The sequence below is a fragment of the Arthrobacter wenxiniae genome (assembly GCF_013376105.1).
Lineage (GTDB): Bacteria > Actinomycetota > Actinomycetes > Actinomycetales > Micrococcaceae > Specibacter > Specibacter wenxiniae.
Genome location: NZ_JAAMFM010000004.1, coordinates 180,675 through 205,675, shown reverse-complemented (window position 1 = coordinate 205,675; position 25,001 = coordinate 180,675). Strand labels below are relative to the sequence as shown.

20 protein-coding genes are annotated in these 25,001 nt (G+C 60.9%); 5 read left to right on the top strand and 15 right to left on the bottom strand.

The genetic code is table 11. The features are described from left to right. Positions 1-6 precede the first annotated feature (6 nt). From hydA to G6034_RS05180, 3 genes are all read right to left on the bottom strand, one after another. Positions 7-1,428: a dihydropyrimidinase gene (hydA, locus tag G6034_RS05190; protein WP_176634025.1), complete on the bottom strand. Its 1,422-nt coding sequence runs from the start codon at positions 1,426-1,428 to the stop codon at positions 7-9. A 35-nt stretch (positions 1,429-1,463) separates the two neighbouring features. Next, positions 1,464-2,312 (bottom strand): nitrilase-related carbon-nitrogen hydrolase, encoded by an 849-nt coding sequence (locus tag G6034_RS05185; RefSeq protein WP_176634024.1) that lies wholly within the window; start codon positions 2,310-2,312, stop codon positions 1,464-1,466. 101 nt (positions 2,313-2,413) lie between these two features. Further along, positions 2,414-3,901, bottom strand: a complete 1,488-nt coding sequence (locus G6034_RS05180) for an NCS1 family nucleobase:cation symporter-1 (RefSeq protein ID WP_176634023.1) — start codon at positions 3,899-3,901, stop codon at positions 2,414-2,416. Between the two features lie 462 nt (positions 3,902-4,363). Between G6034_RS05180 and G6034_RS05175 the strand changes: the two genes are divergently transcribed. Beyond that, positions 4,364-6,043, top strand: coding sequence for a PucR family transcriptional regulator (locus tag G6034_RS05175; protein WP_246295307.1), 1,680 nt, complete (start codon positions 4,364-4,366; stop codon positions 6,041-6,043). A gap of 867 nt (positions 6,044-6,910) precedes the next feature. Here the strand turns inward: G6034_RS05175 and G6034_RS05170 are convergent. After that, a complete protein-coding gene (locus G6034_RS05170; RefSeq protein WP_176634022.1) occupies positions 6,911-8,563 on the bottom strand; it encodes a PucR family transcriptional regulator in 1,653 nt (550 codons plus the stop codon). A 108-nt stretch (positions 8,564-8,671) separates the two neighbouring features. Here G6034_RS05170 and G6034_RS05165 point away from each other — a divergent pair, with 108 nt between their 5' ends. Next, positions 8,672-10,159, top strand: coding sequence for a CoA-acylating methylmalonate-semialdehyde dehydrogenase (locus G6034_RS05165; RefSeq protein ID WP_176634021.1), 1,488 nt, complete (start codon positions 8,672-8,674; stop codon positions 10,157-10,159). Positions 10,160-10,202: 43 nt separating this feature from the next. Beyond that, the gene (locus G6034_RS05160; protein WP_176634020.1) at positions 10,203-11,597 is read left to right on the top strand and encodes an aspartate aminotransferase family protein; all 1,395 of its coding nucleotides are present in this window, start codon (positions 10,203-10,205) and stop codon (positions 11,595-11,597) included. Positions 11,598-11,807: 210 nt separating this feature from the next. Here G6034_RS05160 and G6034_RS05155 read toward each other — a convergent pair whose 3' ends face one another. From G6034_RS05155 to G6034_RS05115, 9 genes are all read right to left on the bottom strand, one after another. Continuing rightward, complete coding sequence (locus G6034_RS05155; protein ID WP_176634019.1) at positions 11,808-12,926, bottom strand: 3-isopropylmalate dehydrogenase; 1,119 nt, start codon at positions 12,924-12,926, stop codon at positions 11,808-11,810. Positions 12,927-13,001: 75 nt separating this feature from the next. Further along, on the bottom strand, positions 13,002-14,096 hold the full coding sequence (locus G6034_RS05150) for an ABC transporter substrate-binding protein (protein WP_176634018.1): 1,095 nt from the start codon (positions 14,094-14,096) through the stop codon (positions 13,002-13,004). A gap of 68 nt (positions 14,097-14,164) precedes the next feature. After that, positions 14,165-14,887 (bottom strand): SDR family NAD(P)-dependent oxidoreductase, encoded by a 723-nt coding sequence (locus tag G6034_RS05145; protein WP_176634017.1) that lies wholly within the window; start codon positions 14,885-14,887, stop codon positions 14,165-14,167. Next, positions 14,884-15,699 carry a polysaccharide deacetylase family protein gene (locus tag G6034_RS05140; protein WP_176634016.1) on the bottom strand — a complete coding sequence of 272 codons (816 nt, stop codon included), beginning with the start codon at positions 15,697-15,699 and terminating at the stop codon, positions 14,884-14,886. Before G6034_RS05140 ends, G6034_RS05145 begins: the two co-directional genes overlap by 4 nt. Next, on the bottom strand, positions 15,696-17,132 hold the full coding sequence (locus G6034_RS05135) for an amidase family protein (RefSeq protein ID WP_176634015.1): 1,437 nt from the start codon (positions 17,130-17,132) through the stop codon (positions 15,696-15,698). Before G6034_RS05135 ends, G6034_RS05140 begins: the two co-directional genes overlap by 4 nt. Next, the gene (locus tag G6034_RS05130; RefSeq protein WP_176634014.1) at positions 17,129-17,908 is read right to left on the bottom strand and encodes an SDR family NAD(P)-dependent oxidoreductase; all 780 of its coding nucleotides are present in this window, start codon (positions 17,906-17,908) and stop codon (positions 17,129-17,131) included. Before G6034_RS05130 ends, G6034_RS05135 begins: the two co-directional genes overlap by 4 nt. After that, on the bottom strand, positions 17,898-18,641 hold the full coding sequence (locus G6034_RS05125) for an ABC transporter permease subunit (protein ID WP_176634013.1): 744 nt from the start codon (positions 18,639-18,641) through the stop codon (positions 17,898-17,900). The genes G6034_RS05130 and G6034_RS05125 overlap by 11 nt, the downstream gene beginning before the upstream one ends. A gap of 70 nt (positions 18,642-18,711) precedes the next feature. After that, positions 18,712-19,518, bottom strand: coding sequence for an ABC transporter permease (locus tag G6034_RS05120; RefSeq protein ID WP_176634012.1), 807 nt, complete (start codon positions 19,516-19,518; stop codon positions 18,712-18,714). A 104-nt stretch (positions 19,519-19,622) separates the two neighbouring features. Next, positions 19,623-20,759: an ABC transporter ATP-binding protein gene (locus tag G6034_RS05115; protein WP_176634011.1), complete on the bottom strand. Its 1,137-nt coding sequence runs from the start codon at positions 20,757-20,759 to the stop codon at positions 19,623-19,625. A gap of 332 nt (positions 20,760-21,091) precedes the next feature. On the opposite strand from G6034_RS05115, the gene G6034_RS05110 reads away from it, so the two are divergent. Beyond that, complete coding sequence (locus G6034_RS05110) at positions 21,092-21,850, top strand: FadR/GntR family transcriptional regulator (RefSeq protein ID WP_176634010.1); 759 nt, start codon at positions 21,092-21,094, stop codon at positions 21,848-21,850. A 220-nt stretch (positions 21,851-22,070) separates the two neighbouring features. On the opposite strand, the gene G6034_RS05105 is transcribed toward G6034_RS05110, so the two are convergent. After that, positions 22,071-22,415, bottom strand: coding sequence for a hypothetical protein (locus G6034_RS05105; RefSeq protein WP_176634009.1), 345 nt, complete (start codon positions 22,413-22,415; stop codon positions 22,071-22,073). 46 nt (positions 22,416-22,461) lie between these two features. Continuing rightward, positions 22,462-23,865: an FAD-binding oxidoreductase gene (locus tag G6034_RS05100; protein WP_176634008.1), complete on the bottom strand. Its 1,404-nt coding sequence runs from the start codon at positions 23,863-23,865 to the stop codon at positions 22,462-22,464. 794 nt (positions 23,866-24,659) lie between these two features. Between G6034_RS05100 and G6034_RS05095 the strand changes: the two genes are divergently transcribed. Next, positions 24,660-24,965 carry an FAD-binding protein gene (locus G6034_RS05095; RefSeq protein ID WP_176634007.1) on the top strand — a complete coding sequence of 102 codons (306 nt, stop codon included), beginning with the start codon at positions 24,660-24,662 and terminating at the stop codon, positions 24,963-24,965. The last annotated feature ends 36 nt before the right edge of the window (positions 24,966-25,001 follow it).

Sequence of the window (25,001 nt, the reverse complement as noted above, 5' to 3'; positions counted from 1 at the left end):
TTGCTCCTAGATCAGGTACTGGCTGGGTGCGCGGCGGATGTATTGCCCGTGGTTCTTGCTGCCGAGGTACTGGTTTTCGTTGATGAGGACACGTCCACGCGATAGTACGGTGTCCACGTGGCCGTCGATCTCGAATCCTTCCCAGGCCGAGTGGTCCATATTCATGTGATGGGTCTTGTCCAGTCCGATGGACGTGTGGCCGCGGGGGTCGTAGATAACGACGTCGGCATCCGCACCGGGTGCGATGACGCCCTTCTTGCCGTACATGCCAAACATCCGCGCCGGCGTCGTACTGGTAATTTCCACCCAACGCTCCAGTGAAATTTTGCCGTTGACCACTCCCTGGTACATCAGATCCATGCGGTGTTCCACCGAGCCGATGCCGTTGGGGATCTTGGAGAAGTCGCCGACACCGAGCTCTTTCTGGCCCTTCATGCAGAAAGGACAGTGGTCCGTCGCGACCATCTGCACATCGTTCGTGCGCAGCGACTGCCACATATGGTCCTGGTGATGTTCGTGCTTGGAGCGCAAAGGTGTGGAGCAGACCCATTTGGCGCCTTCGAAGCTTTCTGCGCCCAGCTGGTCCTCCAGCGAGAGGTACAGGTACTGGGGACACGTTTCCGCAAAAACGTTCTGTCCATTGTCCCGGGCAGCAGCCACCTGCTCAACGGCCTGTTTGGCCGAAACATGCACCACATAAAGGGGCGCACCAGTTAGGTTGGCCAGCATGATGGCCCGGTGCGTGGCTTCCTCTTCCATCTGCCATGCCCGTGCCACCCCGTGGTAGTACGGTGTCGTCTTGCCTTGGGCCAGCAGCTCCTCGACCATGGCGTCGATCGCGGGACCGTTCTCCGCATGCATCATGGTCATCATGCCGGTGTCGGCCCCCACCCGCATAGCCTTCAATATCTGTGCATCGTCACTGTAGAAGACCCCGGGATAGGCCATGAAGAGCTTGTAGCTCGAGACGCCTTCATCCATCAGCGACCGCATAGCCTGAAGCGAATCCTTGTTGACGCCCCCAACAATCTGGTGGAAGCCATAGTCGACGGCGCACTCGCCGGATGCCTTCTCATGCCAGGCGTTCAAGCCGTCCATCACACGCTCGCCTTGGCGCTGGATTGCGAAGTCGACGATCGTCGTCGTACCTCCCCACGCGGCGGCCCGGGTGCCAGTCTCAAAAGTGTCGCTGGCTTCGGTGCCGCCAAAGGGCATCTGCATATGTGTATGGGCATCGATGCCACCGGGAATAACATACTTCCCGGTGGCATCGATGACCTGACCGACTGAATTCTTCAGATCGGTGCCGAGCAGCTCGGAACCACTTTCCAGAACCGCAACGATTGTCTCACCGTCGATCAGGACGTCCGCCTTGCCGCGGCCGGTGGCACTGACCACCGTGCCGCCGGTAATGAGTTTTGTAGCCATAGGTGTTTGTCCTCTTGTTGTTCGAGCCGGGCGGGCTATGGTGTGACGATCGGATCGTAGATATCCGGCCGTCGGTCCCGGTAGAACTGCCAGTTGTTTCGAGTCTGGCGCACGAGGTCCAGATCCAAGTCCCGAACCAGCATCTCTTCGCTGCGGGTACTGCCCATTGCGCCGACAAAATTACCCAACGGATCCACGAAATATGAACTGCCGTAGAAGTCGACGGCCGAATCCCCGAACTCCTGCTTTTCGGCACCGACCCGGTTGGGCACCGCAACAAAGTAACCATTGGCGCCAGCGGCTGCAGGTTGCTCCAGTTCCCAGAGCCGATTGGACAGGCCCGGCTTCGAGGCATTTGGGTTGAAGACAATCTGTGCACCGCCCAGCCCGAGGACACGCCAGCCCTCTGGAAAATGCCGGTCATAGCAGATGGTCAAGCCGATCTTGCCCACTGCTGTGTCAAAAACCGGCCATCCCAGATTGCCGGGGCGGAAGTAAAACTTTTCCCAAAAATGATCCACCTGCGGGATGTGGTTCTTGCGATACTTGCCCAGATAGCTCCCGTCCGCATCGATGACCGCGGCGGTGTTGTAAAGTACCCCCGGCTGGTCTTCTTCGTACAACGGCAAAATGATGACCATATGGTGCTCCGCAGCCAGTTTCTGGAACCGTTCCGTGATGGGCCCGGGGATGGCTTCGGCGTAGTCATAGTATTTTTGATCTTGGACGATGCCGAAGTAGGGCCCGTGGAAAAGCTCCTGAAAGCAAATAATCTGGACACCTTGTGCCGCCGCCAGACGAACATAACCCTCATGCTTGGCCAACATGGATTCCTTATCGCCTGTCCACATCGCCTGGGTGATCGCCGCTCGTACTATTGTCATTACTTTCCTTTCGGTAGTCCAAGCCGGAGTTGTCTCTTCGACGGCGAGCCAGGCTCCGTTGTCTTGGATGGTTGTGTTGGACGGTTGCCCCGCGCTTTGGTCTAGACCTTGTTCGTCTCGACGTTGAGGTCTGATGCTTCGGCCAGCATGTCGGCTGCCCGTGCATGGACATTTGGACGCAAGCGGTTGATGAGCAGGCAAGACAGGCCACCGAGTGCAACTCCAATAGGCCACGAGAACGTCGCCAGGCTCTCAAATACGGGCATGAGCGCGACACAGAGCGTGATGGCACCAGAGATGGCTATCGAGATGACGGAGTTGAGGTTTGTTCCGCGGCTATAGAAGTAACGGCCGTTGGGAGCGTCGCTATAAAGGCTGTGGGGATCGACTTGGGCTTTTCTGATCAGGTAGTAGTCCGCCATCATGATCCCAAAGATAGGCCCCATCAGCGCCCCGACTCCTCCGATGAACAAGTTGATGACTATGGGATTGGAATACAGATTCCACGGCATGACCAACAAGGCCAGCAGGGCCGTAATGATGCCCCCCGTTCGGAAGCTGATGTATTTGGGCAGGACGTTCGCAAAGCCGTAAGAGGGCGAAACAAAGTTCGCGATGATGTTGATCCCGATGGTAGCTATGCCAATGGTGATAATTGCAATCAGGAGGATGGTCACACTGTCTATGTCGCCGAGCAGTTCGATGGGATCGGAAACGGCTTTGCCGTAGACCTTGACGGAGGCCAGTGCTATGACGACGGACACTACGCAAAAGGCCACACCGTTGAGAAGCAGGCCCAGCCGGTTGCCGTTGACGACCGACTTCTTGTCCGGCGAGAAACGTGTAAAGTCCGCAAAGTTGAGCATCGGTCCCGCCATGAACGCGCAGGTCAGTGATACGGCGGAGAGGACTGGCACAATTGAGGATGAAAGGCTCAGCGGTGCCGCGCCGACGTGATAGTTCCAGTCAAGCGTCCAATTTGCCCGCGCGAGGGTCCAGATGGCCAGAGCTATCATTGCGATCCAGATGGACGGCCCGGCGAAGTCCGAAAGTCGGCGAACTGTTTCCATGCCGCGGTGAAGGACTACGAGCTGTGCCGCCCACAGGATGAGAAAGCAGATCCACCCCAAGGCCGAGAGCCCCAGGAACGACGACTCCGTCAGTGTCTTGGAGCCCGGCAGGACTTTCAGGACCAGAAGCATCACTGCGGCCGAGGCCAGGTAGGTTTGGATCCCGTACCAGGCGACGGCGACGAAGGCGCGCAGCAAGGAGGGGATGTTTGCGCCAAATACGCCGAAGCTTGCACGGGAAAACACGGGGAAAGGGACGCCTACTTTTTGCCCGGCGACGCCCATCAGGTTGCTTGCAAAGTAGATGACCACCACGCCGAGGGAGAGCCCGAGGGCCATCTGCCAGCCCGTAAGGCCCAGCACGAGCAAGCCGATGGCCATCGTATATCCGGCCAGGCTGTGCCAGCAGGACATCCACCAGGCGAAAAGATTCCAAGTCTTCCACGTGCCTTCGCCCTCCCGTGGGGCAATATCTTCGTTGTACAACCGGCTGCTGTAGCCGGGAGGGATGCTGGCCATGATTGCTCCTGATGATCATTGGTTGGAAGGATACAGTTGTGAATTGCAGCGCATTAGCAGCAAAGAGCGGGCACCTTTCTGGGGCTGACCTCCCCGAGAGCATCGTCGAGCACGGTGCCGTGCTCATTCGTTTTGATCACGGCCAACTCCCTTTGCGAGCATTGGGCGATTCGCGGAAATTGAACAGAATTTGGAGACAGCGAGTCAGAGAGGTGCCGCACCAGGCAGGGAGGAACGAGTGAGCGCCGGCTACAGCCGCGTCGACCTCGATGACGGTGAGCGCGACTAGCGAGGTGGCCTTACCCGTGGCCGGATTCGTCATGTCCTGGAGCCGGCGGCAGGCCGGACCCGCGAACGCGCCATCGGCCCAGTTCTTGATGGCTGCATGAAATCCCCTGGTAGGTGGAGGTGGATGTGAGGTTTCTCCATCGTGGACCATCCAGCGAATTCAAGACAGAGGCATTGCGTAAAGACAACGCCATCGTCCTTTACGCTATGTCAATGAACATCACCGTGCAGGGAATCTTGGATGTGCCGGAAATCCAAGTCGCAAACCCGCAAATTCTGGCTGGCGGCGATCAGTTGGACAATCCCGTCCGCTGGGTCCATATCGCTGAGGTCACCGATTTCTCCGGGCTACTGCAGGGCGGCGAAATGGTCCTCACCACCGGCCTAGCCTTGGATCCCCCGCCCGGTCAGGAACCATCTGCCGAAGATTCGGAGGAAAGGGCCCAGGCATATCTGCGGGCGTTGGACCGGGCAGGTGTATCCGGTGTCATTGTGGAGTTGATGGCCGGACGCACAAACGCGGTCGCTGCGCTGCGTTCTGCGGCAATGCATGTGCGGATTCCCGTCATTGTGGTCACCCAGCGCGTTCGTTTTGTGGAAGTGACAGAGGTGGTGCACCGCCTGATCGTTGCCGAACAATTGGAACAAGTTGAGAAGGCACGGTTTGTGCACGAAGTCTTTACCGAACTCAGCCTGACCGGCGCCGCACCGGAGGAAATCGTCACCAGGGCTGCGGAAATAATCGGTGCTCCCATAGTTTTGGAAGACCTGTCGCATCTAGTGGTCGCCTATGCCCCCGAGGGCATTCCAGCCCAGGAGCTGTTGAATGATTGGGAAAGGCGGTCACGCCGCGTCCCATTGCGCCACCAGACCCTTCGTTCAGGCACTGAGGACTGGCTTCAATCAACAGTCGGGCTGCGCGGACATCCGTGGGGCCGCTTGGTCGTGCCTATAGGATTGGCGGACGATTCTGCGGCCCATATGGTTTTGGAGCGCGCCGGCCAGGCCTTGGCCATCAATCGCATGGCGGAGCGGGACCAGCGCGAACTTAGCCAGCAGGCTCAGGCAGGCCTGCTCCACGAGCTTCGACAAGGTCGCTCGATGGAAGAGTCTGAGGCGCTTGTGCGGGCAGCGGCGTTTGGCTTGCGGGCCGCGCCACTTTATGTGCCTGCCGTGATCCGCCTGGTCAGACCCCACACACCGGATCCACTAGTACTGCAGCGTCAGGAAAGAAGTCTATTGGATCTGGTCAATCAGACTCTTCAGGCAAAGGGCATGTCCGGTCTTGTTGCCAGCCTACAGACTGGTTCTGTCGCGATTCTGCTTGCGATACCGGCCCGGCAGCCCGCAGATCCGATACTGCAACGGCTTTGTCGCTCCTTGATCGATGGTGCCGCCGGCAGCCTGACCGCTCTGAGCTGGACCGTCGGCATTGGCGAAAGCCGTGAGGCTCTGCTGACTGCGGCAAGAGCTGGAATTGATGAGGCAAACCACGTGGCCGAAACCGCGAGCACACTGCGGCAGAGCGACCGACCGATGTATCGCTTCGCCGACATTCGCCTGCGCGGTCTCCTGGCGCTACTGCGCGGCGATCCGCGGGTGCAAACCTTTGTGGAGGCAGAGCTGTCCGGGCTCTTGCGCAGGGGCGACGGCGGCGATCTGGACCTGCTGCAAAAATATCTGGAGAGCGACGGAAACAAGGCCGGGCTTGCCCGAAGCGGATACCTCAGCAGGCCAACACTCTACGCTCGGTTGGCCAGCCTGGAGAAAAGGCTCGGAGTCAGCCTCAGCGATCCGGAATCCCGCACATCGCTGCATGTGGCGCTGCTACTTTACCGGCTCAGAAACCTTTGACCACTCAGCAGAGAAGGCCAAGGACAACGTGGACACCATTGTTGGGACGTTGACCGTACGGGCAGAACCTGACAGACACCCTAGTTCTTCCGGGTGGGAACCGAATTCAGTGCTTTGATGTTCTTGTTCATGGTGTTATTGGGTTTGACCTCCGCGGTTGTGACACGGACAGCGAGCAGTGTTTGGATCTCCGGCCAACGGTTCGCCACGGTTCCCTGGGGCCGGGTCGGCTTCCTTCATTCCAACGGGGTGACTTTCCGGGTGAAGAACGCCAGACGCTCCGGGCGCTGGCCCGATTGGTTGTTTTGAGCATCAGGCATCGGACTTCTTTAGTGCTCAGACGGCGAGGAGTTCCTGGGTCGTACAACCGGTGGCGCACACCTTGGACCAGCCAGAGCCTGCCGGTTGCCTGACGGTACTTAGCCTTGATCCGCCGATAAAACTCGGGGGTTGCTCGGCGTTTTAAACACGAAATGCCCGTCTTTGTCGAGGCCGCCCACCCGGTCCTGCCCAAAATCCCAAAATTAACAAAATTCAGGATTCACCACAGACCCAACCTAGATCGGTGGATACAGGCTTAGTTTGGCATGAGGGTGTGACACTGTGTCCGCTGTCCAGTGGCGGTGGTCGATGACCGATTGCACGACTGTCATGGGCCGTCGTTGTTTTCTGAGGGAATGGATGGCGAGTGGTGGTTCTGGATATGGAGGGCCTAGTGCTGCGACCCTGGCCAGTCCCGTCAATAGCAGCGGTGTTTCCAGCCCCACAATGCGCCCCGGGCCGGGTGCCGCAACTGTATTCCAGGGTGGTGGTAGGGCATGGATAATTCCGTCCGCCTGCGGAGGTCGGTTCACAACGTTCATGATTTCACCTCGTTGGCTCGCCGCCCAGGCGGTGCAGGAGGAGGGCCACGTGGAGGGAGGTGCGGGATTCGGCGTCGTCCAGGTCGACGGCGAGCAGTTCCTCCAGCTTCGCGAGCCGATTGTAGAGTGTGGGCCGGCTGAGGTATCCTTTGCGGGCCAGGGCGGCCTTGTTGCCGCCGGATTCCAGGTAGTGGCCGAGCAGGTCAAGGAGCCCGGGCCGGCCTTGGGCTTCGGCGTCGAGGATGCCGGCGAGTTCGGATTCGGCGAACTGCTGCACGCGGGGGTCGTTGCGCAGCAGCGCGAGCAGGCCCCGGAGCCGGATGTCCGTGGCTCGGTAGAATGGCCGCCCGGGGCCTCGGAGAGTTGCGGCCGTTTCGGCCACGTGTGAGGCCTCGTCGATTCCTGCGGCAGCTTCGAGCAGGGTGACGCGGAGGCGCCCGACGCCGATTCTCCAGCGGGCGGCTTCCTCGCCTGAGTGCTCTGCCAGGGACTCCGTGAGGCGTTCGAGTGTTGGCTCTTCGAGTTGTTTGGCGGGCAGGGCCAGGATCATGCCGATGGATCCGGATTGGAGGCTCGCGGTCAGGGCGCTGCCCGAGATGGACTTCAGTGTCTGCGCCAGCCGTTCGAGCAGTTCGCGTTCCTCTTGTTGCCCGAGAAGGAGGTCGTTGGTGCCGGATGCGGTCGTGGACGTGGACGTGGGGTTGCTGCGGGGAGGAGTTCGGAAGACCAGCGGGAGGTAGAGCGGGGCGCGCTTGAGCCCCAAGGACGCGGCGCGTGCCAGGGCTTCTGCCTCACTCAGTCCACGGGGGTTGCGCAGGATGTTCAGCAGCCCGGCCTGTGCCTGGTGGGAGAGTTCGCGTTGGTCCCTTTCGGCCAGGCGGTTGATGGCCAGGGTCTGGGCGGCACGTTCCAGGACCATGACCGCAAGATCGTCATCTCCTGTGGTTGTGGGCACCACGAGCCGTCCCCAGAGCTGGCTGCGCACGCCGACCGGGACCTGCAGCCACTGCTCGTGGCCGGCGCGGACGGTCCGGGCGGGGGAGGGGGTGGTGCGGGAGCGCCGCTCCCAGTCGTTGAGCAGTTCGGTGGTGGGCACCTGCCATGCGGCGTAGGCCAACACAAGGTGTTGGAGGTCTTCGAGAACGACGGGGGCTCCGATCATCGCCGCCGCCTGTTCCACTACCTGCTGCGTTCCGGCGCTTTCCAGGCTCAGCAGGGTGAAGGCTTCGTGGATGTCGCGGGCCCGTTCGACGCGTTCGAGCTGTTCGGCGACGATCATGCGGTGCACGGTTTCGGTGATGGCCACGAAGCGCACCCGGTGCTCGAGCGTGATCACGGGCAGTGCCGAGTTCCGGGCCGCCGTTCGCAGGGCGGCAAGGCTGCGGGCGCGGGGCCCCGCGAGTTCCACGATGAGACCCGCAACCCCTGCCTGCTCCAGTGAGTGGATGTACGACGCCGTGCGGCCTGGTTCCTTTTCCAGCTCCAGACCGGTCGTGAGCACCAGCTCGCCGCCGGAGAGCAGGCCGGTCACATCCAGCAGTTCGCTCACGTGTACCCAGCGCACGGGGGAGTCCAGGGCGCCCTGCCCGCCCAGGACGGTGGGCGCGGCGTCGTGCACTACGGCAAGGTCGAGAATGGCGCGGAGGGTCGGCAGCATTTACACAGTGTAAATCAGATTGGTCAATTACTTACAGTGTGCCAGTTATGCTGTCGGTGCCTGGCGGAGAGACTTGGATCACGGACAACACCAAGCATAGGAGAAACATTGAACATCATCGAGCACTGGATCAACGGCAGCTACGTTCCGGCCGGGGAGCGCACCGCCCCGGTCACGAACCCGGCCACGGGCAAGGTCACCTCCGAGGTCGCCCTGGCGAGCGTGGAGGACGGCAATGCAGCCGTCGCCGCAGCGAAAGCCGCCTTCCCCGCGTGGCGGGACATGTCCCTGACGCGCCGCACCCAGATCCTGTTCGCCTTCCGGGAACTGCTCAACGCCCGCAAAGGCGAGTTGGCCGCGATCATCACCTCCGAGCACGGCAAGGTGCTCGATGATGCGTTGGGGGAGGTCAGCCGCGGCCAGGAAGTCGTCGAGTTCGCCTGCGGCATGCCGCACCTGATTAAGGGCAGCTACACGGAGAACGCATCGACAAAGGTCGACATCCACTCCGTCCGCCAGTCCCTGGGCCCGGTGGCGATCATCAGCCCCTTCAACTTCCCGGCCATGGTGCCCATGTGGTTCTTCCCGCTGGCGATCGCGGCTGGCAATACGGTCATCCTCAAGCCGAGTGAAAAAGTCCCCACGGCCGCGAATTGGATGGCGGAACTGTGGAAGGAAGCGGGCCTGCCCGACGGCGTGTTCAATGTCCTCCAGGGTGACAAGGTGGCCGTGGACACGCTGCTGACCCACCCGGACATCAAGGCCGTCTCCTTCGTCGGCTCCACCCCCATCGCCAAGTACGTCTATGAAACCGCCACCGCCCACGGCAAGCGCGTCCAGGCACTCGGCGGGGCAAAGAACCACATGATCGTCCTGCCCGACGCCGACCTGGACTTGGCTGCGGACGCCGCCATCAACGCCGGCTTCGGTTCCGCAGGCGAGCGGTGCATGGCCATTTCCGCCCTGTTGGCCGTGGGCGGCATCGCCGATGAACTGGTCGCCAAGATCGCCGACCGCGCCAAGGCCTTGCGCACCGGCGACGGGCTGCGCGGCTGCGACATGGGCCCGCTGGTCACCTCCGCGCACCGGGACAAGGTGGCCGGCTATGTTGACGCCGGCGAGGAATCCGGGGCCACGCTGGTGGTCGACGGGCGCACCATCGCGCCGGACGCCGAAGGGGACGGCTTCTTTGTCGGCCCCACCCTGTTCGACAACGTCACCACCGACATGTCCATCTATCGGGACGAAATTTTCGGCCCGGTCCTCTCGGTGCTGCGGGTCGGCAGCTTCGACGATGCCCTGGCCGTGATCAACGCCAACCCCTACGGCAACGGCACTGCGATCTTCACCAACGACGGCGGGGCGGCCCGCCGCTTCCAGAACGAAGTCGAGGTCGGCATGGTCGGCATCAACGTCCCCGTGCCCGTCCCGATGGCCTACTACTCCTTCGGCGGATGGAAGAACTCGCTGTTCGGCGACACCCACGCCCACGGCTCCGAAGGCGTCAGCTTCTTCACCCGCGGCAAGGCCGTGACTACCCGCTGGGTGGATCCCAGCCACGGCGGCATCAACCTCGGCTTTCCCCAGAACGCCTGACACATCATCACTTTTCGACAATTTCTGACGAAGGAACATGGACATGACTTCCATCATTGACAACGGCCCCCTTGCCGATGCGTCACGCGGCGCGTCCCCCGCCATCGACACCGCAGCAGCCCGGCGGGCCTACGAGCTGGACCGCAAGCACGTGTTCCATTCCTGGTCCGCCCAGGAGCTGCTGGATCCGATGGTCATCTCGGCCGCCCAGGGATCCTGGGTCTGGGACGGCGAGGGCAATAAGTACCTCGACTTCTCCTCGCAGCTGGTGAACACGAACATCGGCCACCAGCACCCGGCCGTGGTGTCGGCCATCGCGGCACAGGCCGCGAAACTGTGCACCATCGCGCCCAGCCATGTCAACGAGGCCCGGTCCGAGGCCGCACGCCTGATCGCCGGGCGCACGCCGGGTGAGCTGGACAAGATCTTCTTCACCAACGGCGGCGCCGACGCGAACGAACACGCCGTGCGGATGGCCCGGCTGCACACCGGCCGGGCGAAGGTCCTCTCGGCCTACCGGTCCTACCACGGCGGGACGCAGCTGGCCGTGAACATGACGGGGGACCCCCGGCGTTGGGCCAATGACACCGCCAGCACCGGCACCGTCCACTTCTTCCCGCCCTACCTGTACCGGACCAGCTTCCACTCCACCACGGAGGAGGAGGAAAGCCAGCGCGCCCTGGAACATCTGGAACAGCTCATCGGCTTCGAAGGACCAGACACGATCGCGGCCCTGGTCTTGGAATCCATCCCCGGTTCGGCGGGCATCTACGTCCCGCCGGCAGGGTACATGCAGGGAGTGCGGGAGCTGTGCACAAAGTACGGCATCGTGTTCATCGCCGATGAGGTCATGACCGGTTTTGGCCGCACGGGCAAGTGGTTCGCCGTGGAGCACTTCGACGTGGTCCCGGACCTGATGACGTTCGCCAAGGGCGTCAATTCCGGGTACGTGCCCCTGGGTGGGGTCGCCATTTGCCCGGAGATCGCCGCCACCTTTGGCAAGCGCGTCTATCCGGGCGGGCTGACCTACTCCGGGCACCCGCTCGCCACCGCAGCGGCCGTCGCCACCATCACTGCCATGGAGACTGAGGGCATGGTGGACCACGCCGCCAGGCTCGGCACCGACGTCATCGGCCCGGCACTGGCCGGCTTCGCCAAGCGGCACCCCGCCGTCGGCGAAGTGCGGGGGACGGGAGTCTTTTGGGCCATCGAACTCGTCAAGGACCGCCAAACCCGCGAGCCCCTGGCCCCCTACGGATCCTCCAGTCCGGAAATGAACCAGCTCATTGCGGCCTGCAAGTCCCGCGGGCTGCTGCCGTTCGCGAATTTCAACCGCATCCACGTCGTCCCGCCGTGCAACACCAGCATCGAAGACGCCACGGCGGGACTGGATATCCTCGACGAGGTGCTCGACATCGCCGACGGCTGCACCGTGTAGAACGGGGCACCAGAAGCGGTCTGGCATCAACGTCAAACGGACGGGCAAACAGATTTCCCCCTGCGGGCAACCCGCAGGGGGAAATCCTTTTGGCCCGGAGCGTGTCCCTTCCGCCGATCTGGGCCGTCATGCAGTTGGGGGAGGCTAGGGTTCCGGGCCTCCTCCATGCCCACGTGTCGAAGGCGGGCAGTTTGCGCCCAAGCGGTGGATTCAGACGGCGGCCATGGCCGTCATGATGGAGAGCCCGAGGGAACAGCCGTCGGCGTCGGCACCTTGGGTTATGCGTTGGGCGATCAGGTCGCCGAGTTCGTCGGTGTGGGCACACATGCCGGGTCCGGCTAGTGCCGGAAGCCCGGCGAGGACGGATGCTGCGGCGCGTTCGAGGGACAATGCGGCCTCGCCCTCTCCAAGGGCAGCCAGGCAGAGTGCGGCCGAAAGAACGGCAGCGGCCGGGTTCGCCCATCCCCGCCCGGCAATATCGGGCGCGGATCCATGGACGGGCTCGAACATGCTGGGTGCCTGGCCATCGAGGTTCAGGTTGGCACTGGCAGCAACACCTAGTCCACCTTGAATGGTCGCGCCCAGGTCCGAAATGATGTCCCCGAAGAGATTGTCGGTGACTATGACGTCAAACCTCTCCGGTGTCATCGGCATGTGCTGGCACATAGCGTCAACGTGGACGTAGTCGACTTCGACATCAGGATACTGGGGAGAATGCTCGTCAACGACCGTTTGCCACAGTTCTCCGGCATGCACCAGGACGTTCTTTTTGTGGCACAAGGTGAGCTTCTTGCGACGTTTTTGCGCAAGCCGGAACGAGTAGTCAACCACGTCAGCAATCGCCCGGGCCGTGTTCACTGATTCCTGTAGTGCCACCGCATTCTTCGTGCCCCCGTGGACGGTGGATCCCTCGCTAACGTACAGGCCTTCGGTGTTCTCCCGCACGACAACGAAGTCACACCGGTCGGGGCTGAGATCCTTGATGGGCGTGGGGACGCCAGGGTAGAGCCGAACGGGCCGGAGGTTGACCTGCTGACGGAACTCGCGCCTGATGCGCAGGATTAATCCTCGCTCCAAGATGCCAGGGGCCACTCGGGGATCGCCCATGGCGCCAAAGAGAATGGCGTCGTGGCGCCTAATTCGCTCAAGTGTTCCCACCTCGATTAGTTTGCCGGTGTCCAGATAGTTCTGTGCGCCCAAGGGGTATTCAGTTGATTCCAGTCTGAAGCCGAAGCGTTCGGAAGCAGCGTCCAGCGCCTTAAGGGCCTGATGATTGACTTCGGGTCCGATGCCGTCGCCATGGATGACAGCTAGATTGTATGTTCTCACTGTTGATGATTCCTTCTTGCCGGTACGAGTTGGCCGGTGCAAGCCGAATGCTCTCACCGCCTCAGCGCGATGGTGTCAGTTGGCTATTTCCGACTGCCAGCGTGTGGTCCAGTCGGAGAGGTGGGTGGCTATGGCCTCAGCATCGACGGTTGCGAGGGATTTGATTTGTTGTTCCCCGTAAGGGACGTAGTTCGCCTCCAGAAACGATGGTGACAGTTTGACGGTCCTGTTGGTTGGGCCTTCCCCGACAACTTGCACGAATTTTGCGTTGACTTTGGAGGAGATTTGGAAGTCGATGTACTCGTGGGCTGCATCGATCTTCTTCGTCCCTTTCGGAATGACCATGGCGCTAAGGACGGCGATGGCGCCCTCCTTGGGCTGGACGAAAGCAACTGGTGCGCCGCTCTTCCGGAGGGCGCTGGTCCGGTCGGCATACCAGACTCCTATAACCGCTTCTCCGCTGGTGAGGAGCTTGCTCATCTCGTCGGGCGTGCTCCAGATCGCTGCAAGGTTGGGTTTGAGCGACTTGAGCTTCTTGAATCCCGGGTCGATGTTGGATTCGCTGCCCCCGTTGAGCTTGGCCATGGTGGCGAGGAATTGGTATCCCGCTGTGCCGCCGACGTTGCAGATCGCAACCTTGCCGGCGTATTTGGGATCCCAGAGGTCCTCCCAAGAGGTGGGCGGTGTTGTGACTTTTTCAGTGTTGTAGGCGATTCCTGTCATCGAAGCGAGTTCAGCGATCCAATAGCCTTTGTCATCCACAGCCAGGGGGTAAAGTTCAGCGATGGACTTGAGTTTACTGTGGTCGATGGTTTGTAGCAGGCCTGCGGCTTTCGCCTGGTAAATGATGGCAAGGTCCATATAAGCGACGTCGAAGGCGGAGGCCGATGCCTTTAACTGTGTCAGGGCCTCGCTTGAAATGGCGGTGGTCACGTTGACCCTGGTGCCGGTGGCTGCGGTGAATGGGTCAACGACGGTTTCTTGAATGGTCTTCTGGAACGTGCCGCCGAAGCTGTTGATGCTGATGCTGTTGGCACTGGCACCCTGCGATGAGCCGGAAGCGCCAGTGGCGTTGGGTCCGCATGCTGTCAATGCGAGTCCGGCCGCGGTAGTTCCAATTGCGAGGCCAGAGATGGACAGGAACTGACGTCGGTTGAGGTTGGCATTCATGGTTTCTCTCCTGAAGTTGGTTGGGGCATGTGGATTGAAGGGCGATGATCAGTGGGGCCAAGGCCCGGTCAGTGCAGTGTTCGGCCACCATCAACGGCGAGCGTTGATCCGGTCAGGTAGCGATTGGTAGCGAGGAGTACGACGGCTTCGGCGATCTCGTCCGGCTCTGCGGTTCGTTTGACAAGATAATTGTCGAAGTTCTGGACAGCGGACCTTGCTTCGTCGCGGCGGAGTTCTTGCGCGCGTCGGGCCATGGGAGTGTCCACGGGGCCCGGACACACACAATTGACGCGGATATTTCGGGGGGCTAGATCGATGGCCATTGACGCGGTTAGTCCGACCACTGCCGACTTTGACGCAACGTAGGCTGACATGTCGGGAATTGCCCGGAGTCCGGCGCCGGAAGCTATGTTCACTATGGCGCCCCCGTCGATCATCAAAGGGACGAAGGCCCGGGCCGTGCGCCAGATCCCCGTCACGTTGAGATCGAGAATGCGAGTCCAGTCGGACTCGCTGACTGCCAGGATGTCCCCTGCAACGACGGCTGCCGCGCCGTTGATGAGTACGTCGCACCGGCCATGTTTCTGGGCAACCCAGGTGGCCAGGGCGTCGACGCTGTCGGTTGATGACAGATCAGTGATGGGAGCGTCGCTGACGTCGGCGAGGTCGGCGATGACGATGCTGTAACCTATCGCGCGGAACCGGTTCGCGGTCGCCGCTCCGATTCCGCTTGCGCCTCCTGTAACTACCGCGATGGGAGAAGCGGCGTCCACAGTTGGACCGGCGTTCATTGGAGTGGCCCGCGTGCAAGGAGTGCCGGGCGTACCTGGTCAGCGTAGGCTGCGCACGTGGTGAATGCTCCGGTGCCCGACTCAAGGATGTGCTTAACTGTTTGCTCGAGCGCCCATAGACGAGAGTGTCGGCCAATCACCTGCGGGTGCATACCGAGCATGAAGTGGGTACCGTCCTCGCGAGAGATCCCGTCGTACTCGAGAATCCAGGATTCTGAGACGGCCGAGGGTGCCGACATATTCCTGCCGGTGAGGCGATTGCTGTAAAGGAAGAAGGGAGCGTCATCGAGAACCCACGCAAACGGCAGTTCAACAATGGTGGTTTGCCGTCCCTGATCAGTTAACAGGTGTGCGGTGTCTGAATCGAATAGGTTCGACGAGAACGACATGCCGAACTGCTCCATGTATCGGACCGAGTCGGGGGTCAATTCGCCGGCTGGCGAACGCCAACCGCGAGGGTTCCGGCCTGTCGCGGAGACGATGGCGTCCCAGCCTTTTTGAAATTCTTCGAGTTCGGCCTCGGGGCCGAGGCTGTCCGACCACTGATGTGTATGGCTGTGGTGTTCGATCTCGATTCCGGCCTCGAGGATCGCATCGATCTCGCGTGGATAGTTCTCCACGACGATGCCGGGGATGAAGAACGTTGCGGCGACGTCATACTTCTTCAGAAGCGCGAGGATGCGCGGCAGGCCCACCTTGGGCCCATATTGGCCCTGCGAGACCCAGACCGGTTTCGTGGCGCTGTCAGGATCTCGGGCGATCCAGAGCTGCTCGGCGTCCATGTCGAAGGTGAGCAGTACGGGTGTGGTCATCGGTTGCTTCCTGACGTGAGAGTTGCTTCAAAATATGGGTGGACGGGTGCGGATGGCAGTCGGTATACCCTCTCTTGGAACCTCGCGGCGTAGGCCAGCAGCAGTTCCTCCGATCCGGGGCGCCCGATGAGCTGCATGCCGACTGGAAGGCCCCGGACGACGCCACAAGGGACGGTGACGGCTGGCAACCCGGTGTAGTTCATGAGGTAGGTGAAGGCGACGAAGCCGCGGCGGGCATCCTCGGGAAGTGCCAGATCGCCGATGGGGATTTCGGGTGCTACAAAGGCGACGGTGGGCGTCACAAGCAGGTCCACGCCGTCAAGAAGTTCTTCCATGTATTCGAGGGCTGCTAGTTGCATCTCGACGCCGGCCGAGTATGCGGCACCCGAGACGGTAGTCGCCCGCTGGAACTGGTGGCGACTGTAGTCTGTGAGAAGCGCCCTTGTTTCGGGGTTCTCATACAATTCTCTTCCGCCAGTTGAGAGACGGTCAGCCTGCATCATGTCGTAGAAGGCGCCACTGAATCGGCCCGCGTCCATGATCTCGTCCCTTTCTTCGAGGGTGCCGCCATGGGAACGGGCAAACGCAAGGGCGGCAGCGTGCACGGCGGATACGACGTCGTCCTCTGCACCAGGGATACCGCTATCACCGATCCAGCGCATCCTGGGGCTTGCCGGGAATCCCGTGCCCTGGCGGAGTCCGGTTGGTGTGAGTCCACGGCTGAGTCCGTCCGGCGCGAACGGGCCTGCCATTACTTGGTACAGAAGCTGGGCATCGAGGGCGTCAAGGGTCATGGGGCCCGCTGAGGAGAAGCGTCGTGTGCCGATGCGTCCACCTGTGCGCGGCAGGGCACCCCGGGCGGGCATCAACCCAACGCAGCCACACAGGGCGGCCGGTATCCGGATGGAGCCTCCACCGTCGCTGCCGACAGCGATTGTGGTTAGGCCGGCACCGATGGACGCTGCGGCACCGCCGCTGGAGCCGCCGCTGGTCCGGTTGGGATCCCATGGGTTCACGGTCTCGGGCTGGAGGTCGTTGGTTGACCTAATGTAGATCGCGAACTCAGGTGTGTTTGTCTTGCCAACGAGAATCCCGCCTGCACGTCGGATGCGCCGTACGAATTCCGCGTCGTTCGTGGGTACATGGTCGGCGAAGACTCGGGACCCGTAGGTCGTTCGTACTCCTGCTGTGTCGTAGGTGTCCTTGACCGAGAATGGTACGCCCCACAGCAGGCCCGGTGATTCGCCGGCTACCCGTCGGCGCTCAAGTTCGGCGACCTGTTCACGGGCGTGGCGTTCGTCGACGGTGAGAAAGGAATGGAGTCGGCCGTCGCTTGCCGTTATGGCCGCGAGCGTCTCGTCGAGGACCTCAGTCGCCGTCCGCTTACCGGTGACGACGTCATTGCGGATTTCAAGTGCTGTTGTCGGGTTCACGACCAGCCACCCCAGATGGACCATCCGCCGTCGACGCGGAGCGTCTGGCCGGTGATGTACGACGAGTCTGCGGTGAGCAGAAAGCGCGCGACCGTGGCGATCTCATGTGGTGTACCCAGGCGGCCGAGCGGGGTGCGTTGGAGGACCTGATTCTCGTCGAGCAGTCCGCGCTCGAAGTTGCGGATGACGAGGGGAGTGAGAATCGTACCCGGGGCTATGGAGTTGACTCGTACTCCGTCAGGAGCCCACTCGGCAGCAAGCTGCATTGTCAGGCCATCGAGACCAGCTTTTACGGACCCGTACCCGGCGCGGCCCGGAATGGCGGTGTTGCTTGCGAGACTGGACATGTTCACGGCGGCGCCGCCGGTTTTGACGAGGTGGGGGTGGGCGAGGCGCAGTAGGCGTGCCGCCGCTAGGAGGTGCATTTGAAAGAGGCTGGACCAATCGTCGTCGACTATGTCGATGAAGCGTTTGGTGAGCCCCGTCCCAGCGTTGTTTATAACGCCGTCGATGCGACCAAAGTTTGTGATCGCCGCATCGACTAGCGTCTGGGCGGCCTTGCTGTCGCGGACGTCGGCGAACACGGCGACGGCGTGTGCCCCCTGGGCTTGGGACAATGCGACAGTTTCGGTGAGGTCCTCGCCTTGCGTGCGGCCGTGGACGATGAGGTTCCATCCGGTGCGGGCGAGCTCGAGCGCGCACGCGCGGCCGATGCCGGATGAAGACCCCGTGACGATGGCGGTGGGACGGAATGGGGTGATGGGATCAACGGTCATGTCGTCCTTTGGGGTTGCGGGTGACCAGTCCAACGAGAATGACGCAGAAAACCACGATGACGGTGGAAACAGCGGCGATGGTCGGATCGTTGGAATACTGAACGTAAGTGAAAATCGTGACGGGAAGGGTGGAGAACGTTGGGCCAGTCAGGAAAAGCGTCACAACGGCCTCGTCGAAGGAAATAACGAACGCGAAGACGGCGCCCCCAATGATCGATCCACGTACCGAGGGCACGACAATGCGGAGGAAGGTGTGGACTGGTCCGGCCCCGAGGGAACGGGAGGCTTCTTCCAGCCTCGGATCCAGCTGCCGAAGCCCGGCCAGCACGGCTCTTGTTACGAAAGGGCACGCGACGATGACGTGGGCCAGAACGCCACCCTCGAATGTGCCCCGCCATCCCGACGCCGACAGTACGAACAGGATACCCAGCCCCAGCACGACACCTGGAAGCATGATTGGAGAAAGGAAAATCTGCTCAAAAAACGCACCCAGGCGGCCGTTGTTATAGGTAATTCCATAGGCTGCGAGCACTCCGGCAACGACACTTATAAAGGTCGTAAGCGTTCCTAGGCGCAAACTGACCCATAAAGCGTCAACGAAGGTCGCGTCTTGGGCCGATTTGACGTACCACTCGAGCGAAAAGCCTTTCGGCGGAAAGGTGACGTAGCCCGTCGCGGTGAAAGACGAAGCAGCGACCACCGCGAGTGGTGCCACGATGAATACGACAATCACGACTATTGCGAACCAAAATAAGGCTGAGCCGATGCGAAATTGTCTGCGCCCGGCTGACCTGACGGAAGTCTTAACGAGTCGCACGACGCACCGCCCAAGCTTGGAGAACTAGAATCACCAGGGTGATACCGAGAAGCACGACGCCGAGCGCGGAAGCCAACGGCCAGTTTTGTGCGCTCGTTGCTTGTTGGTAAATTACTGTCACGATAGTGGACACTTTGCCCCCACCGAGGATCTGCGGCGTGACTAGTGCACTCATGCTCGTGACGAATGTAAGTGCTGATCCTGCGGCTAAGCCGTCCAGTGACTGAGGGAGGGTAATCCGGAAAAAGATGCGCGAGCGCGTCGACCCGAGCGATTCAGCTGCTTCCTCCGTGCGTCGATCGATCGCTCCGACGGCGGTCACGAGGCTGAGCACCATAAAAGGGAAGTATGTATGCACCAGCCCGATCACGATGCCTATCGGTGTGAACAATAACTTCACCGAGGCCAGGCCGATGGCGTCAAGGGAAGACTGCAGAAATCCGTCGCTCGAGAGGAGCACCGACCAACCGAACGTCTTCACGACCACACTGGTAAGCATCGGCACCATGACGATTGCCATCAATGCACCGCGGAGGAACCCGGGCCCACGAGTGATGGCGAGAGCGAGGGGATAGCCGATCAGTGCGGAGATTGCAGTGGTCGCGAAAGCCAACCCGAGGGTTCGAACGATCAGGTCACCGTAGAGGGGCGTCGTGAAGACGGCAATGAACTGTTCTGCTGTGAATGCTCCGCTCTGACCCGCGCTTGCATCAAAGTGATCGAAAGAGAAACGGAGAACGAAGAACAGAGGTGCGACGAACCCAGCCAGGAAGAGCAACATCATCGGTGCCATGAGCACTAGCGACTGCCTGGTTCGTGTGCCGGGAGCCCGACGAGGTGAGCGCGACGCACCGGGCTGCTGTCTAAGCTGCGGCTCGGCAGCGAGCACTGGGGCCGTCACGACGCTGCATCCACGTCGTTGGCAACTACAACTACATCGGCAGAAGCCATCTGGAGCGCGACCTGATCCCCACTGTGGACGCGATCTGCCAAGGAGCCGGTTACCAGCGCTTGCAGCGAAACACCATTGGCGGTCAACTGCACGACCGTCGAGCTCCCGTAGTAGAAGGTCTCATTGACCGTTGCGACGAGTGCGCCGATTTTGTCGTCAACGGGTGTGAGTTGAATGTCCTCGGGCCTGACAAGCAGCGTTACTTCTGCGCCTGCTGCTGCTATGTCATTCGTTCTGATCGGTCCGGCGTCCGTCGTGACGACTGATCCATTGCTGTCGACAGCCAAAACTTTTCCGGAGAGCAGGTTTGCATCGCCGACAAAACTCGCCATGAAGCTCGTGGCAGGACGGCGATAGATTGCATCCGGTGTATCCAACTGCTCAATCCGACCACCTCGCAGTACAGCAATCCGGTCGGCCATGCCAAATGCTTCCTGACGGTCGTGCGTGACCATGATCGCAGTCGTGCCGGTCCGCTGTTGCAAACGGCGGATTTCTTCGCCGACTTCACGACGGAGGTTTGCATCGAGGTTCGATAGCGGCTCGTCTAGCAGTAACAGCTCGGGATCCATTGCCAAGGCCCTTGCCAAAGCCACCCGCTGTTGCTGTCCTCCTGAGAGTCCGGAAGGGCGCTTGTGTGCATGTCCACTGAGTTGGACGAGGTCGACGAGCTCGTCCACGCGGCTGCGGATCTGTGCCCGCCCCTTTTTTTGAACCCGAAGCGGGTAGGCAATGTTCTCAGCCACGCTCAGGTGGGGGAAGAGGGCATAGCTCTGGAAGACCATGCCAATGTTGCGTCGGTTGATTGCCACCGCCGCGAGATCGTTTCCCCGTAACACGATCTCGCCACCGGAAGGTTGGATAAATCCGGCGATGCTCCGAATAATTGTCGTCTTGCCTGATCCGCTCGGGCCGAGCAAGGCGATTAGCTCTCCTGAGCCAACCGAGAGATTCACATCCTGAAGGACACGTAGGCTGCCGTAATCGACAGACACCCCGCGCAACTCAAGAACTGTTTCCCGGGCAGTAGGTACTGGCATCGCCGTCCTTTTGGACTGTGCGGACTGAAGGGCGGTGATCATCCCGAACCTCGGTCTTTCTCGGATAATGGCGGCATCCTGGAGTGGATGTGGACTAAATTGGTCCAATGTCGTCTGGTCGGACCAGATGCTATGACTTAGGTCTCATCATCCGGCCTTCCGCGGTGTGGGTCAAGGTCCGAAATGGTTTTGTCGAAAAGTTTCTTCTACGCCTCGGGGGACTGACGGCGTCATGGAGGCGCGAGTCATTCGCCGGAGCAAACACGCTGTTAAATCAATATCTGGAGGAGTGAAACGGTGTCATCTGGAGTGCATAGGTTGGTCAGACCAGCTGTTAGCATTGGCGATAAGTTAGTGCGTTTGGAAAGGGTCCCATGTTTACGCCGATCAAAAAGGGCCGAGCATTCGAGGCGGTGGTTGCCCAGATCGAGGCTGCCATCTACGCCGGCGAATTAAAGGCTGGCGACAATCTCCCCTCCGAGCGTGCGCTGGTCGACGAGTTTAATGTTGGACGTTCCACCGTCCGCGAGGCACTGCGGATCCTTGAGAGCATGGGGCTCATCAAGACAAGTCCAGGCAGCCACAAGGGGCCACGCGTCTCAGCGTCCCTCACCCAGGGCATCTCACGGATGCTCAATGGCGCCGTGAGGGTCGAGGAGATCGAACTAGTTGACCTTATCCAGTACCGAATAATGTCCGGATCGACATCGAATTTCCTCGCCGCGCACTTACGAACCGACGAAGATCTTGTTGAGATGGGCGCTGCCATTCAGCGAATGGTCGAGTCGGATAAAGACGACAGTGCTGGATTTGCTCGTGCAGACGCAGAATTTCACGCCGCCATCCGAGTGGCTGCCGGTAACGCGTTGATGGAGTTAATCAATGAGGTGATCGATGCCGCCATCATAGAGCTGGTGGCGACTACCATTGAGAACACGCCCGAAACGCGTGCGACGCGCGAAGAGTTCATCCGTGTTCACCGCGCCGTGCTCAAAGCCATTGCAGATGGTGACGGCATCGAAGCCGCTCGGCTTGCCCGACGGTCACTCATTTCTGAATATGGTGCATCGCTCAGCGTTGATGAGCGCCGTCGTTTGGTTCTTCTAGACCTTTCTTCAGAATCGGCCAGCTGACGCGCGGCGTGGCCGCAAACGACGCGGCCCGACAGCTGCTTCAGCGACGATTGAAGGTTGATCTGAAAGAGCCGCTCCCGTCTTCGAATCCCACTTGGGCATGGAAGTCTGCCTATTCACAGAGGGTATCTAGTTGTTGTCAGCGGGCCAACAGCTCCTAGCTATGTTTGCTGTGTGGATGTTGCGCTGGTCCCTTATCCATGCTGGCAAACCGTCTAAGCTAGGTGAGCGCCATCGATCCAGTGACCGATCCTCCTGACCACCGCCTCTTGGATACCGAAGGTTTGTTAGCGGCCATGAAAGCTTCTGCCCATAGGCGGCCACGAAACTGCCCACTGCCCAGGTAGCCAATGAAGAACAAGCCTGAGGCCAGGCCAAATGTGCCGACCGTCAATCCCAGGGCGGCATTCATTCCGTGCGGTGCGGCAAAGGCTACGTTTGTTCGGTCTAAGTAGTTGATGAGATACAAGATGCCGAGAAATGGCAGCAGCCGGCGGGACACTTTTCGGACAACAAGTTTGCGCATGGCTGCATCGGATGTGGTTGGTCGGTTGGTGGTCGTCATCGTGGTCCTCGGTGATAGGGGATCGGTAATAATAAGTTGCCGGAGCTTACGGCTGGTGGGGGAACGCTTTGCCTGGGTTGAGGGTGCCGCGCGGGTCAAGGGCCTTCTTGATGCTCCGGTGGAGGTTAATGACCCCCTGTTCCAGTTCCGCGGCTGCCCCCGGCAACTTGAGAAGGCCGACCCCGTGTTCGCCGGTGACTGTGCCGCCCAGCTCGCGGCAGGCGTCGACGATCTCATCGAAGGCCGTTTTGGCCCGGGCTACAGCTGCCACGTCACCGACAGGTGCAATGATGAGCGGGTGGAGGTTGCCATCGCCCGCGTGGGCAATGTTGGCGATGACCACCTGGTTCTTGGCGGCTGATGATTGGATGCGGGAGAGCATTTCCGGAACGGCGGACCGGGGCACACAAACATCTTCGGTCAGCACTGGGCCTAGCCGCTCAAGGGCGGGGTAGGCCATGCGCCGGGCAAGGAAGAGCCGGTCGATCTCTTTGGGGTCGGTGGCCTGTTCAATATTGGTCCCCCCGCTATCAGAGAAAATGGTGGCAACTCGATTGGCGAGTTCGGCACCGGTGGTTCCGGGTTCGTCAACCTTGGCAAGGAGGAGCGCGTGGACGTCCTGGGGCAGTTCCAAGCCAAGCCATTCATCCACGGCCCGCAGGCACATGGAGTCGATGAGTTCAAGTGCCGCGGGGACTATTCCTGACGCCGCAACTGTCGCGACGGCTTGTCCTGCCGACTGAAGAGAAGGGAAGAATCCGATGACTGCCCGGTCCTCGCGCCCGGACATCGGGAGCAATTTGACCGTGACCTCCGTGATGATTCCCAGCGTTCCTTCCGAGCCGACGAGGAGGGAGGTAAGGTCGTATCCTGTGACACCTTTTGCGGTTCGGCGGCCGAGATGGACGATTTCCCCGTCCGGCAGGACAACAGTCAAACCGAGGACGTAATCTCCGGTCACTCCGTACTTGACGCAGCAAATACCGCCTGCATTCGTGGCTGCGTTGCCGCCAAGGGTGGAAATCTTGTAGCTGGCCGGATCTGGCGGATACCACAAGCCCTTTGCGGCGACGGCCTCCCTCAGGTCATCGTTGATGACCCCGGCCTCAGCCACGGCAAGGCTCTCATCAGTATTGATCTCAAGAATTCTCGTCATGAGTTCCAGGGAGACGACGATGCAATTGGTAACACTGTTGGCGCCGCCGGAAAGCCCCGTCCCGGCGCCTCGGGGTACCACGCGCAAGCCATGACTTGAGGCATAACTGACCACGGCGGCGACTTCCGCGGTGGTCTGCGCCAACACCACAGCCAGCGGGGTGGTGAAGGGCGCCCATTCGGCGTCATCGTGGCTGTATTTCCGTACGGAATCCGTATCGCTGAGCACCTGCCCTTGAGGCACACACCCGGCAAGCTCGCCTACCAAGTCCTTTGCGGTCACTGTTGAGTTCATTCTGCGCTAGTCCTTTGCGGCGACGGCATGGCTTTGACCGGCGGGGTTCCGGGGTCTCTGTCCCACCATATTGTGAGACTCACGTCACAGGAATGGGCACTATGTCCGTATAAGTTGTTCTAGTCTGGAGATCTCATCCAGTCCTGTTATTTTTGGCCGGCCGTCAGTGAGGCGAGCAGATTGCAGGGGCAGCCTATTGCACCGTTTGGCGAAAGCGTTAGCTCTTTCGGGATATTCGACCGGCGCCAATTCGGACGTGACGCTGCACGCGATTAGAGGGCTGGCTTTAAGCGCAGAGGGTGCATGTGACAGCCTGAAGCTGGACAGTTCGGACGGACTTAATTGATCGCTTGAAGAGCTGTTCCCGCCGGGAACATTTTTTCGGGTCTGCCCAAGGTTTAGATGACAGGCTGGACTGAGCCAATAACAGACGGTTGGGTTTGCTGAGGCTCAGGGCGGTGCCGGCGAAAATGAGGGTGTGTACAACGTACACACCCCGGTGCCTCGGACTGGGCCGTACTGGTTCGGTTTGCTGTGGATTCTGTATCTTTTCTGTACTTCCCAGTGTTTGTAAGGGCTGTCGGCTGGTTCGAGTCCCACCTCGGGCACGTGTTTTCCCTGTTCAGGGGCTTGAGGGCCTCTGAGCGGAGCTGGCCGACAAGCTCGGCATCGACGCCGCACGGCGCAAGGGAACAGTGGCCGAATTCAACCCCCGCCGCAGAACGCGGAGAGGACCCGGCGCTTGGCCGCGGCTTCACTCTATGCAACCACTTCCGCGGCGACGTGGAACACCAGTGGAACACCAACCGAACCCCAGCCTTGCCCCGGTCGGCACGGGCCCCTACTGTACGGCCAAGATCCAGCTGGGCGATCTGGGCACCTTGGCAGGCCTCGGCGTTAACAAACCCTCCGAAGTCACCACCGAAGAGGGAACCGCTATCTCCGGCCTCATCGCCGTCGGCGCCGTCAGCGTCTTCGGCAGCGGCTACCCCGGATATGGCTCCCACATCGGCCCCGCCCTGGTATTCGGCTACCGGGCCGGAAGGGACATAACCAAGCTCGCAGCCAGCCGCGGCGTACCGCGAGTGGCCCGCGTCTGAGGCCCCTATCGGTCCTGACGGGACGCCCGGCCGAAG

Coding starts and splice junctions, on each gene's coding strand:
- G6034_RS05110 (WP_176634010.1), top strand. CDS start 21,092: ATGTTTACGCCGATCAAAAAGGGCCGAGCATTCGAGGCGGTGGTTGCC.
- G6034_RS05185 (WP_176634024.1), bottom strand. CDS start 2,312: ATGACAATAGTACGAGCGGCGATCACCCAGGCGATGTGGACAGGCGAT.
- G6034_RS05130 (WP_176634014.1), bottom strand. CDS start 17,908: ATGACCGTTGATCCCATCACCCCATTCCGTCCCACCGCCATCGTCACG.
- G6034_RS05100 (WP_176634008.1), bottom strand. CDS start 23,865: ATGAACTCAACAGTGACCGCAAAGGACTTGGTAGGCGAGCTTGCCGGG.
- G6034_RS05150 (WP_176634018.1), bottom strand. CDS start 14,096: ATGAATGCCAACCTCAACCGACGTCAGTTCCTGTCCATCTCTGGCCTC.
- G6034_RS05105 (WP_176634009.1), bottom strand. CDS start 22,415: ATGACGACCACCAACCGACCAACCACATCCGATGCAGCCATGCGCAAA.
- G6034_RS05160 (WP_176634020.1), top strand. CDS start 10,203: ATGACTTCCATCATTGACAACGGCCCCCTTGCCGATGCGTCACGCGGC.
- G6034_RS05120 (WP_176634012.1), bottom strand. CDS start 19,518: ATGGCACCGATGATGTTGCTCTTCCTGGCTGGGTTCGTCGCACCTCTG.
- hydA (WP_176634025.1), bottom strand. CDS start 1,428: ATGGCTACAAAACTCATTACCGGCGGCACGGTGGTCAGTGCCACCGGC.
- G6034_RS05145 (WP_176634017.1), bottom strand. CDS start 14,887: ATGAACGCCGGTCCAACTGTGGACGCCGCTTCTCCCATCGCGGTAGTT.
- G6034_RS05170 (WP_176634022.1), bottom strand. CDS start 8,563: ATGCTGCCGACCCTCCGCGCCATTCTCGACCTTGCCGTAGTGCACGAC.
- G6034_RS05180 (WP_176634023.1), bottom strand. CDS start 3,901: ATGGCCAGCATCCCTCCCGGCTACAGCAGCCGGTTGTACAACGAAGAT.
- G6034_RS05115 (WP_176634011.1), bottom strand. CDS start 20,759: ATGATCACCGCCCTTCAGTCCGCACAGTCCAAAAGGACGGCGATGCCA.
- G6034_RS05140 (WP_176634016.1), bottom strand. CDS start 15,699: ATGACCACACCCGTACTGCTCACCTTCGACATGGACGCCGAGCAGCTC.